The 13,340-nt window shown below is 72.0% G+C and carries 2 protein-coding genes; both read left to right on the top strand.

What is annotated here, in order from left to right:
- Nucleotides 1-21 precede the first annotated feature (21 nt).
- Nucleotides 22-4,197 (top strand): non-ribosomal peptide synthetase, encoded by a 4,176-nt coding sequence (locus OHT77_RS02490; RefSeq protein ID WP_328826259.1) that lies wholly within the window; start codon nt 22-24, stop codon nt 4,195-4,197.
- Complete coding sequence (locus OHT77_RS02485; protein WP_328826258.1) at nt 4,197-13,337, top strand: non-ribosomal peptide synthetase; 9,141 nt, start codon at nt 4,197-4,199, stop codon at nt 13,335-13,337. The genes OHT77_RS02490 and OHT77_RS02485 overlap by 1 nt, the downstream gene beginning before the upstream one ends.
- Nucleotides 13,338-13,340: the final 3 nt, after the last annotated feature.

The raw sequence follows: 13,340 nt of genomic DNA, 5'->3' as shown, positions 1-13,340 counted from the left end.
TGGGAAGGCCAGGTACCGCCGGTGCACACCACCCCCCACCCTGTCCCCACTCCACGCGCGTCCACCGGGACGGCCACGGGCGGCGCCGAGCGAGCGCCCCGCATCCGGCCCGCCTCCTTCGCCCAGCGGCGACTGTGGTTCCTGGCCCAACTCCCGGGCGCGAACGCCGCGTACAACGAGACGATCGCCTTCTCCCTGGCCGGCCCGCTCGACGCCGGGCTGCTGTCCCGGGCCTTCGACGCGCTGACCGACCGTCACGAGACGCTGCGGACAAGGCTGGTGGCCACGGAAGGGGACGTGTACCAGCACATCGACCCACCGGGCGGGGGATTCGCCCTCACCGTCGAGGACCTCACCACCGACGACGACCCCGAGGCGGGGGTGAGAGCCCGCCAACTCGACGAGGAACAACAACCGTTCGACCTCGACACCGGACCGCTCGGCCGCGGACGCCTGCTCACCCTCGGACCCGAGCGCCACGCACTTCTGCTGACGTTCCATCACAGCATCTACGACGGCGTCTCGATGAACGTGATGATGCACGAACTCGGCCTGCTCTACGAGGCGTTCGCGGCCGGCGCCCCGGACCCGCTGCCCCCGCTCGCGGTGCAGTTCGCCGACCACGCGCAGACCCGGGAACAGGCCGTCGTCGACGGTGGGCTCACCGACCAGGAGGAGTACTGGCTCCGCGCGCTGGACGACGCGCCGCCCGTCCTGGAACTGCCCACCGATCGCCCACGGCCGACGGAACAGCAATACGCGGGCGGGCGGGCCGAGTTCAGCCTCGACGCCGAGACCACCACCGCACTCCGGGGCCTGGCCAGGCGGCACGGGGCCACCCCCTACGTCGCCGTGCTGGCGGGCTGGGCGATTCTCCTGTCGCGTCTCTCCGGACAGGAGGACATCGTTGTCGGCAGCCCCTTCGCGAATCGGCGCGGCCCCGGAGCGGCCGGACTCATCGGCTTCCTCGTCAACTCCCTCCCGTTGCGCATTGATCTGTCCGGCTCCCTCACCGTGTCCGAGGCCCTCACCCGCACCCGCGCCGTCGTCCGCGAGGCCCTCGCCCACCAGGACCTGCCCTTCGAGCGGATCGTCGAACTGGTCAACCCGCCCCGCAGCGCCTCCCGTACACCCCTCTTCCAGACCATGCTGGCCTGGGTGCCCGAACGCGCGGATCTGCTGCACCTGCCCGGAGTCGACGCCCAGCCGCTGCCGATCGCTCACGCCCCGGCCAAGTTCGACCTCGCCCTCTCGGCGACTGATTCCGACGGCCGGATATCCGGGCACCTCGACTATGCGACGGCCCTCCTCGATCACGACACGGCCGAGCGATGGGCCGGGCATCTGCGACGCCTGCTCACGGACATGGCCCGGCATCCCGAACGGGACGTGCGCGCACTGGAGTTGATGGAGGCGGAGGAACGCCGACGGGTGCTGCTGGACGGGGATGCCGCGAGGTCGGACATCGTGCTGGACGGTGACGCAGCGCAGCCGAACAACGTGCTGGACGGTGACGCAGCGCAGCCGAGCAACGCGCTGGACGGGGATGCCGCGCAGTCGAGCAACGTGCTGGACGGCGATGCCACGCGAGCGGGCATCCTGTTCGACGGTGATGCCCCGCCGTCGAGCACCCCGCCCGACCGAGCCACCCCGCAGCCGATGCCCCCCGCTCCCTTCCCCCGCACCGCGACCGGACTCGTCGAGCTCTTCGAGACCCAGGCCCGCCAGCGTCCCACCCACACCGCCGTGGTCGACCGCGACAGCGCGCTCGACTACGCGACCCTCGACCAGCGCGCCAACCACCTCGCGCACGCCCTCGTCGCCCGCTCCGTCCGCCCCGGTGACGTCGTCGGCCTGCACGCGAAGCGTTCCTGTGACCTGGCCGTCGGCATCCTGGGCATCCTCAAGGCGGGCGCGGCCTATCTCCCGCTCGACCCGGGCCAGCCCGCCGAGCGCCTCGCGACCATGGTCGAGGACGCGGCCTGCCCGGTCGTCCTGAGCGACCACGACGACGCGGACCGCGCACCGGAGTGGCTCGACCTGAGCGTCGTGGAAGCCGAAGGGGCGAACCGGCAGGGACCACCCACGGGTATCGATCACGCTCCGGACCAGCTCGCCTACGTGATCTTCACCTCCGGGTCCACGGGACGCCCCAAGGGCGTCGCGGTCGAGCACCGCAGTGTCCTCAACCTCTTCGCCACCTGGCACGCCCGCATGGGCACCGCCCCCGGTGAGGTCGGGTCGGCCTGGTCCAGCATCGGGTTCGACGCGTCGATCCATGAGCTGCTGCTGCCGCTGACCACCGGTGGTGAACTGCACATCGTTCCGGAGGAGTTGCGCGGCGACCCCGAGGAACTGCTGGCGTGGATGCGTGAACACGCCGTGATCCAGGCGTTCCTGCCGCCCGCGTACGTCAAGTGGATCGACGAGGACCCGGCCGTACGACTGCGCGGTCTCCCCATGCGCAAGCTGCTCACGGGAGTCGAGTCGCTCACCGAGGCCGGGCTGCACCGCATGACACAGCATCTCCCGGGCCTGCGGATCTGCTTCGGCTACGGTCCCACCGAGGCGACTCTCTACAGCACCGCCTACTACGAGCCCGGCCCGCTGGAGCGGTCGTGCCCCATCGGGCGTCCGCTGCCCGGGACCCGGATGTACATCCTCGACGGCCGCATGGAACCCGTCCCGCCCGGCGTGGTGGGGGAGGTGTACCTCGGCGGGGCGTCGCTGGCGCGGGGTTATCTGGGCCGCCCCGACCTGACCAAGGAACGGTTCCTGCCCGACCCGTTCGTGCCCGGTGAACGGATCTACCGCACGGGAGACCTCGCCCGTCGCCTGTCCGATGGCCAGGCCCATTACATGGGACGCGCCGACGACCAGGTCAAACTCCGCGGCTTCCGCATCGAACCCGCCGAGGTCGAGGCCGCGCTCATGTCCCTGACCGGCGTCCGCGAGGCCGCCGTCCTCGTCGACCAGGACGCGGCCGGCCAGCCCCGCCTGATCGCCGGCATCGGCCGGGGCACCGCACCGGCCCGCACCACCCACGACTGGCGCACCGCCCTCGCCCGCCGGCTGCCCGACTACATGATCCCCGCCGCCTTCCTCGACCTCGACACCCTGCCGCTCAACCGCAGCGGCAAACTCGACCGGCCCCAACTCCTGCGCCTGGCACAGGAGTCGACCTCCACCCAGGTCAACACGGCCGCACCGCGCGACCACATCGAACACGGCCTGTACCGGATCTGGCAGCGGATCCTGCTCCACCCCGACATCGGCGTCAGCGACAACTTCTTCGAGATCGGCGGCACTTCGCTCTCGGCCATCAAGATGGCCCACGCCGTCACCGAGACCTTCGGCCGCCGTCTCCCGGTGGGCGAGGTGATGACCCGCCCCACCATCGAGACCCTGGCCGCACTGCTCCGCGAGGACCGCACCGCCCGCGCCCCCGGCAGCCTCATCGAGTTCCGCCCCGGCACCGGCCCACGCGTGGTCTGCGTCCACCCCGCGGGCGGCACCGCCTTCTGCTACCTGCCCCTGGCCACGCTCCTGCCCGACACCGTCGCCCTGTACGGCATCCAGTCCCCGGGCGTGAACCCCGACGAGGACCTCCTGCCCAGCGTCGAAGCCATGGCCGAGGAGTACCTCCGCCTCCTGGACCCACTGGGCGACCAACCTCTGGTCCTGACCGGCCTGTCCTACGGCGGCCTCGTCGCCCACGAGATGGGACGCCTGCTGGCCGGCGCCGGACACCGGGCCGTCAGCGTCGTCCTCCTCGACACCCAGGCCACCGACGACGCCTCCGCACGCGCGGAGATCGGCGCCGTCGACGCGGCCGAGTTCCGCGACAAACTCGTGAGGTTCAACGGGATGTACCCCGGCATCGACGACGCCCAGGTCGACCGCTACTTCCACCTCTACAACCACAACCGCCTCACCGCGCGCGAACACCTCCCGGCACCCTCCCAGGCCCGGCTGATCCTCGCCCAGGCCGTCCCGGACGGTGACGACACGCCCTTCCACGGGAAGGTCCGCGAGTTCTGGCAGCGCCGTGCCGAGGGCGAGTACCGCGTCGAGACGATGGAGTGCGACCACTGGGAGATCCTGGAAGGCGTCGGAGCCACCCAGGTCGCCACCCTGCTGGGCGCCGAACTGGCCCACCACGGAGCGCAGTTGACCCTCTCCATACGGGAGGCCTGATGGACCTCCGTCCCGCCCCCGGCACATCCCCGGCCCCTTCGAGATCCGCCTCCCTCGCCGAAGCCGTACTGGCCCAGGCCCGCCGCACCCCCTCCGCCATCGCCGTCGAGGACGGCAGCCGGACCCTCAACTACGCGGAACTCGAACGAGCCAGCAGTCGAGTGGCGACACGGCTGCACACGGCCGGAGTTCGCCCCGGCCACGCGGTCGCCGTATACCTGCCCCGCTCCTGGCAGCTGATCTGCGTCATGCTCGGCATCCGCCGCGCCGGAGCCACCGTCGTCCCCCTCGACCGGCTCAGCCCGCCCGACCGGCAGCGCCACATCCTCGACGACTCGGGCGCCGTCGCCGTCGTCCACGACAACGGACGCGCTCCCCAACTGCAGGAGCGCATAGCCGCGTTGGACGCCCACCTGCTCCTCGGTGCTGACGACACCGACCTGCCCGCTGTGCCGCCGGTGCACCCCGGCGACACCGCCACGGCCTTCGTCTTCTACACCTCCGGCAGCACGGGACACCCCAAAGGCGTCGAGGTCACCGACGACGGAGTGCTGCGCCTGGCCCGCCCCGGATACGTGGACCTGCGGCCCGGCGCCCGCATGGCGTGCCTGGCCAACCCCGCCTTCGACGCGCTCAGTTTCGAGGTGTGGGTCCCGCTCCTGACCGGCGGTGTCTGCGTCGTGCTCGACGACGCCCAGGCGCACAGCGCGCAGCGGCTCGCCGAAGCGCTGGCCGAGCGCCGCGTCGACACGCTGTTCATCACAACGGCTTTGTTCAACGCGGTCGTTGAGCAGGTGCCCGACTGCTTCGCCACCATCGGGCAGGTGCTCGTCGGCGGTGAACAGCTCAACGCCCGCATCATCCGCCGCTGGTACGCGGCCAACCCCGCCGCCCCCACCGTCCTGCACAACGTGTACGGCCCGACCGAAGCGACGACCTTCGCCCTCTGCGGGCCCATCCCACGCGACTTCGACGGCGACACCATCCCCATCGGCACCGCGCTCCCCGGCACCGGCACCCTCCTGCGCACCGAGGACGACCGCACCGCCGAGCCCGGCGAGGTCGCCGAACTCCTGCTCTCCGGACCGGCGTTGGCGCGCGGCTACCGCAGCCTCCCGGAACAGACCGGCCGCAGCTTCGTACGCCTGCCGGACGAGCACGGCGGCGAACAGCGCTGGTACCGCACCGGCGACCTCGTGAGCCAGGACGCAGCGGGCCGGATCACCTACGTCGGCCGGGCGGACCGGCAGGTCAAGGTGCGCGGCTTCCGTATCGAACCGGGCGAGGTGGAGCGTCAGATCCTGGCCCAACCCGCCGTCCGCCAGGCCTACATCTGCACTCGTCGCGACACGGCGGACCGCAGCGAACTGCTCGCCTTCCTCGTCCCGGGCGACGACCTCTCCTACGACGCCTACGACCGGCACCTCGCGGCCGTTCTGCCCTCGTACATGCGGCCGCACCACACGTACCTCGTCGCCGAGTTGCCGCGCAACGCCAACGGCAAGGTCGACCGGGCGGCCCTGCTGCGCGACGCCGGGCCCCCGTGGCGCGGCACACCCGAGGGCGACGCACCCGTCAGCGCCGAGCAACAGCGCGTACTCGCGGTCGCCGAGGAGATCCTCGCCGTCAACGGCCTGCACCCAGGCGACCGTTGGGCCGCGAGTGGTGGTGACTCCCTGAAGGCGCTGCGCTTCCGCTTCGAGATCCTCAGCCGCTTCGCCGTCGACCTCCCGCACGACCTCGTCCTGCGCGCCGACTTCGCCGCCCTCGCCGAGGCCGTACACGCCCCGGGGGCAGCCGTAGGCGAACACCCACCCGTGCCCGCCCGCTCCGGTGAACCGTCGGCACCGGCCACCAGCGAGCAGGAACGCCTCTGGCTGCTGCACCAGCGGGATCCCGAGGACCGTGCCTACGACGTGCCGCTCGCCTTCCGCGTCCGGGGGCGCGTCGACACGGCCGGTCTGCACCGCGCGGTGCGCGCGATGGTGGAACGGCACGTGGCCCTGCGCACCCGGCTGGTCCCCACCCCCGAGGGGCTGGTCCAGCAGGTCGGCGATCCCTACGACCCGTGGCACCGCCTGACAGCCCGACCGGGGGAGGAGTGGCAGGACACCGCGGACCGGTTCTTCGCCCACCGCTTCGACCTCGGCGACGCACGGATGCTGCGGGCCGTCTGGGTGACACAACCCGATGGCGGAGTCCTGCTCCTGCACCTCCACCACATCGCCGTGGACGGCTGGTCCCTCAACCTCCTCCTGCACGACCTGACCGACGCCTGCGCCGAGGCCGGAGAGCAGCCGTCACCCGCCCTCAGCCCCCTCGACTTCGCCCGCTGGCAACGCACTTGGCACACGAGCCCCGCCTACGACGAACGCCGGGCACGACTGCGCTCGCACTACGGCCGCGACGGCGAACCGTCCCCCGCACTGCCGGCCCCCCTCGTGCCAGGGGCCCGCCTCCTGCGCACCTCGCTCGATCTCGTCCGCCGCAGTGCGCTGGACCGACGTGCCGCGCAACTCGGTCTGACCCGCTTCCAGTTGCTGGTGTCGGCGTTCGCCGCGAGCCTGTACGGCGTGACCGGGCAAGGCCGTCCGCTCGTCGCCACGCCGGTGGTGAACCGGCCCCGCCCTGAATTCGCCGACACGGTCGGCATGTTCGCCAACACCGTGCTCCTGGACCTCCCGACGGAACCGAACCGCTCCCTGGACGCCCAACTCGCCGCCCACGCCGAGGCCGTCCACGGTGTGCTCAAGGACCAGGAGGTCGCCCTCGCCGACGTCCTCGCGGATGGCGCCTTCCGCGAGCGAACCCCCTTGTTCGACTACCTCTTCGTCCTGGAGAACACCGACTTCTCGGCCCTCCGCCTGGACGGCTGTGAAGTACGGCCGGAATGGCCCGAGCCGTTGGGCGCCAAGTGCGCGCTCACACTGTCGGTCGTGGAACACGAGGGCGGGTTCGACTGCCTGTGGGAGTACCGCGACGACATCGGCGCCGAACGCGCCCAGGCCGCAGCCCTCCTCTTCCGCCAGACCCTCGACCACCTCACCGGCGACACCGACATCACCCTGCGCGAACTCGTCGCCGACTACCGCCGCACCCTCCCCGACCACGGCCAAGGCCCCACGCGCACACCGGACTTCACCACCGTCGCCGATGCCTTCGCCCGACAGGCCGCCGACACCCCGCACGCCCCGGCCGTCACCACCGGCGAGTCCACTCTCACCTACGCCGAACTCGACGCCCAGGCAGCCCAGTTGGCGACCGCGCTCGCCACCCGTCTCCCGGCCGACCCCGCCGCGCCGGCGGCCGCGGCGCTCTACCTCCAGCCCTCCGCCGAACACATCGTGGCGCTCCTGGCGGCGGCCCGCCTCAACCTCACCGTCGTACCGCTCGACCCGGCCTACCCGCCGCACCTCCTGCGGCACGTCCTCGACCAGGCCGACCCCCTGTGCGTGCTCGTCGCACCCGAGGACGAGGACATCCTCGACGCGATAGCGCCCGCGTCCCTGCCCCGGCACGTCCTCACCCTCGCCGACGGTCCCACCGCGGCGGCGCGCCAACTCCCCACGCACCAGGGCCTCCGCCCGCTGTACACCCTGTTCACGTCCGGCTCCACCGGTACACCCAAAGGTGTCCAGGTCTCCGACCGGACCCTGTGCAACCTGCTGACCTGGCAGCGCACCGACGGCGGCCTGCGAGGGCCCGCCGTCACCCAGCAGTTCTCCATGCTGTCCTTCGACGTCTCCTTCCAGGAGATCTTCACCACGCTCTGCTCCGGCGGCCTCCTGCGTCTGGTGAAGCCCGCCTGGCGGCACGATGTCCCGTCCCTGCTGCGGGAGTTGGAGACCGGGGGAGCGGAGCGCATCTTCTTGCCGTACGTCGCGCTGCAACTCCTCGCCGAACACGGAGTGCGCACAGGGCAGTTCCCGTCCCGGCTGCGTGAAGTCATCACGGCTGGAGAGCAGTTGGTGTGCACCGGCGCGATCCGCCGCTGGTTCGACGGCCTGCCGGACGCCCGTCTGTTCAACCACTACGGCCCCACCGAGACGCACGTCGTCAGCAGCCTCTGCCTCGAAGGCGACCCCACAGCCTGGCCGTTGCGCCCCGCGATCGGACGGCCGGTGTCGAACGCCGTCCTGCGCGTCGTCGACGAGGACGGGCACCCCGTCCCGCCCGGCGTCACCGGCGAGTTGCGGATCGGCGGCCTCATGGCCAACCGCTGCTACGTCGGCGACGGCACACCGCACGCCGACCGCTTCACCGACGACCCCGACCTCGGTACCTTCTACCGCACCGGCGACTTGGCCCGCTTCGACGCACAGGGCCTGCTGCACTACGCGGGCCGTGACGACAGTCAGGTCAAACTCGGCGGCCACCGACTGGAGTTGGGGCAGGTCGAGGCCGCTCTGCTGCTGTACCCCGGTGTGACCCACGCGGTCGCGGCGGTGCAGGACGGGCGACTGGTGGCGTGCCTGCAATGCCGGGGCGACGACCCCGACATCGCGGACCTCACGGATCACCTGGCCGGACTGTTGCCCACCTATGTGCGCATCGGGCGCTTCCGCCGCCTGACCGAACTGCCGCGCACACCCAGCGGCAAACTGGACCGCCAGGCGGCCCTCACCGCCCAGGGCCGCGAACTGCGCCCGGCCGGCGCGACCGCCCCGACCCTGTCGCCGCTCGAAGGACGGCTGGCCGCGCTGTTCGAGACGGTGACCGGCAAGACGATCGGCGTGGACCAGCGGTACTTCGACGCGGGCGCCACCAGCCTGGACCTCATGCGCTTCCAGCTCCGCTGCGCGGGCGAGCACGAACTCACCTTCACCGTCCCGGAGTTGTTCGAGCACGTCAGCCTCCGCGCCCTGGCCCGCCTCATCGAGGGCCGTGCGACGGAGGGCACTCGGGCCACTGCCGCCATCGCCCAACGACCGCCGGGGGAGCGGGCCGACGAGCCCATCGCCGTCATCGGCATGGCCGTACGACTGCCCGGCGCCCCTGACCTGGCGGCCTTCTGGGACCTGGTCGTCTCCGGCCGACGGGGCATCGAGCACTTCCCGACCTCCGACGAACGGGTGGGCGCCCGCAGTCAGTTGGCGGGGCTGCTCGACTTCGATCCGGGCCGCTTCACCATCAGCCCGCACGAGGCCCGGCTCATGGACCCCCAGCAGCGGCAGCTCCTGATGAACTGCGTCGAGGCACTCGCCCACGCCGGCATCGGGGACCCGTCGGCCCACAGCGTCGGACTGCTGGCCGCCTGCGGGGAGAACACCTACTTCCAGAACATGCTGCGCGAGGCCGACCAGACCGCCCTGCCCGACACCTTCCGGCTCGCGCTGCACCACGAGAAGGACTTCCTCGCCACCAAGGCCGCCTACCATCTCGGCCTGACAGGACCGGCGTTCACCGTGCAGTCGGCGTGCTCCAGTTCGCTCGTCGGCGTGCACGTCGCCGCCGGGCTGCTCCGGCAGGGAGACGCCGACGTGATGCTCGTCGGCGGTGTCCTCGTCGACACCGACCTGACCGACGGCTACACCTACCGGCCGCAGCACATCTTCTCGCCGGACGGCCACTGCCGCCCCTTCAGCGCGGACGCCGCAGGCACCGTCGGGGCCAGCGGAACCGGCGTCGTCGTCCTCAAGCCGCTCTCCGCCGCCCGCCGGGACGGGGACACCGTCTACGCCGTCGTCACCGGCTCGGGAATCAACAACGACGGTTCGGACAAGCTCAGTTACAGCGCGCCCGCCCTCGCCGGACAACGCGCCGCGCTCCGCACCGCCCTGCACCGCAGCGGCCGTACCGGCGCAGACCTCGGCTACGTGGAGGCACACGGCACCGGCACCCGCCTCGGTGACCCGGTGGAGGCGGCCGCACTGCGCCAGGCGTACGGCCTGACCGACGACTCGCGCGTGGCGCTGTCCTCCGTGAAGAGCCAGATCGGACACCTGGGCGCCGCCGCGGGCGTCGTCGGCATGATCCGCGCCGTGCTCGCCGTGCACCACGGGATCGTCCCGCCCACGGCGGACTTCGACCGGCTCAACCCGGAGATCGACGACGGCCCCTTCCGTATCCCGATCACGGCCGAACCCTGGCCGCAGGACCGCCCGCGCGTGGCCGCCGTCAGCAGTTTTGGCATCGGCGGGACCAACGCGCACCTGCTGGTGGAGCGACCGGACGCGGATCAAGTCGCCGACGGTGTGGACGAGTTGGTGACGTGCCTGGTGCTGTCCGGCAGCTCCGCAGCGGCCGTACGCGCGGATGGGCGCCGTATCGCCGCATACCTGAGGGCGCACCCCGAGACCTATCCGCAGGTCCTGCGTCATCTCCAGGCGGGGCGGCCGGCGCTCGGGCACCGGGCCGCTGCGGTCTGCCCGGACGTCACCTCCGCCGTCGCGTGGCTCGACGCGCCAGAGGTCGTGGCGACACAGCCGCAGAACGGGCCGGCGGAGGTCGGGGACCCGCACGACCTCGCCGAGGCATGGACGGCCGGGCATACCCTCGTCTGGCCCGAGGGCTCCGCGTCCGCGCCCTGGGACTTTCCGCCGCCCGCCTTCGAGACGGCGGAGTACGACTTCCCGCGCCCGCCCGTCGCGACCCCGGCCGACGACCCCGAACTGCCGCTCGGACCAGGACGGTTGCCCGCCGACCAGTGGCTGCACCAGCCTCAGTGGACGCGGTTGCGCCGGGCCCGTATCGGTACCCACGAACCGCGGCGTACCGCCGTGGTGGTCGCACCGGTGGACATGGGCGACGCGTCGTGGCGGTTCCTGGAGCGGCACTACGCGCGGGTCGTGACCGTGCGTGCCGGGGAGACCTTCACCCGTCTCGACGAGGACCGCTACGAAGCCGATCCCGCCGACACCGGACAACTCGCCGCGCTGCTGGAGCAGTTCACCGGGGAGACCGGACCCGGCGTCGACTGGCTGCACGCGTTGCCGCTCGCTCTCGACGGCAGCCTCGACGAACACGCCCTGGAGGCGGCGCAGTTGGCGTGCCTGGACTCGGTCGCCGCGCTCGCCCGCGCCCTGGCCGATGTCCCCGAAGCCGTGCGGCCCCGCGCCTGGCTGTTGTCCCATGGGGCGCAGCCGGTCACGGGTTCCGTGTACATCCCGGAGGCGGGGCTCCTCGCCGCCGGACTTGAAGTGCCTCGGCAGGAGTTGGGCGTGACCCTGCGCTGGATCGACCTGCCCGGGCCCCGCCCGGCCGACTGGGCGGCACACCTGCCCGACCTGCTCCTGGACGACACGATCACCGAATCGGCGACCGCCCTGCGCGACGGCTTCTGGTGGCAGCGGACTCTCCAGCCGGTCCAGGCTCCCAACTCCCTTACGTCCGCTGTTCGTTCGGCCGCGCCAGGCGTCCACCTCGTGCTCGGTGGCACCGGAGGCATCGGCGCCACGCTGGCCGCCCGCCTCCTCGAACAGCCCGGCAACCGCGTGGTCCTCGTCGCCCGAGGCACCGAGAGGCCGCCCGCGCTCCGTCCGCACCAGGACCGCGTCACCCTGATCCCGGCCGACCTCGCAACGGACGACCTGACCACCGTCGCCGACCGGCTGGCCCCGCACCTCGACGGCCTCGCCGGCATCGTCCACGCCGCCGGAACCGCCGCTGGGGGACTCCTCGCCCGCCGCGACCCCGCCACCGCCCGGCGCGCCACGGCCGTGAAGCTGCGCGCCGCCCTGCTCGTCGAACGGCTGATCGCCGAGCACGACCCGGACTACGCGGCCTACTGCTCGTCCACGGCTGCACGGTTCGGGGGAGTCGGGCAGTTCGACTACGCGGCGGCCAACGCCTGCCTGGACGCCTACGCGCACCACGCGCCCCCCGGCGACGACGCCACCACCGTGCGCATGAGCATCGGTTGGGACGCGTGGCGGGACGTCGGCATGGCACAGCACGCCCTGACCACCGACACCCGCCACCAGGAGCACCTGAAGGTGGCACTCACCCCCGAGGAAGGAGCGGACGTCTTCGAGCGGGCCCTGCACCTGCAGTTGCCGCAGCTGATGGTCAACACCACGCCTCTGACGGAGACTTGGTTCTTCTACGAGCAGGCACCCGACGAGCGGGCTGTGTCCTCGGCGCACCCCGCGCCCGACTCCCACCCGGCGTCCTCCGTGAACCCCATCCCGACCGATCCCACGGCCGAACTCACCGAGATCCTGCTCGACCTCCTCGGCGTGGACACCGTCGACCCGCAGGCCGCCCTGTACGACCTCGGCGCCGACTCGCTCACTCTCCTGGAACTCATCGACGAGGTGAAACGCCGCTTCGGCACCGACATCGATCTCTCCCGGCTCAGCCACCGGGTGAGCCTCGACGAGATCCTGGGTCATCTCGACTCGGGCACGCGCGCGTCCGCCGCCGTCGTGGACGTAGAGGTGTGGCAGCGCGGTGCCGGCCGGGACGTGCTGTGTCTGGTGCATCCGGTCGGCGGTGACATCCAGGCGTACCGGCCTCTGGTGGCGTCCCTGCCCGACGAGTTGACCGTCTGCCTCATCGCCGACCCGAAGCTGCGCGACCCGGCACAGCCCGCCCGTTCGATCACCGACCGTGCAGCTCACTACCTTGACGCCGTTCGGGCCGCGTTCCCGGACTCCACCACCCGGCTCAGCCTCGCCGGTTGGTCCTTCGGGGCCTGGACTGCCCTGTCCATGGCGGCACTTGCCGAGGCCGACGGCCGACCCGTCGAGGCCGTCCACCTCCTCGACCCACCGCCACCCGGCTCCGGACAGCGGCTCGCCGCCTACGACGATCAGCAGGTGGACGCCGTATTCGCACGGGAGTTGAGCGGCAACGGCGGCGGTGACGGACGGCTGCCGGAGTCCGGCCGTGCCTACGCCGAACGCCTCGCCGACTGCTGCCGCACCAACCTCGCCGCCATGGCCGAGCACCGGCTCCCACGCCTCGACCGGACGCCCGCAGAGGTGTGGATCGCCGAACGCGCCGTAGAGGAAGGCGCGTTGGGGCCGGAGGCGACCGCGCCCGATGCCTGGGACGCTCATCTGCCTCGCCCCTCCCGGCTTCACCATGTCGATGCCGACCACTACGAACTCGTCGCGGAACCCCACGTGCGGGCGATCGCCGACGTCCTCGCGGCAGGGGTGCGGACCGCGTTGCCGCAGTCCGCCGGAAGAGCCTGAGGA

Source organism: Streptomyces sp. NBC_00252 (assembly GCF_036187565.1).
GTDB lineage: Bacteria > Actinomycetota > Actinomycetes > Streptomycetales > Streptomycetaceae > Streptomyces.
The sequence above is the reverse complement of the archived record's forward strand: the minus strand, read 5'-3'. Positions and strand labels throughout refer to the sequence as shown.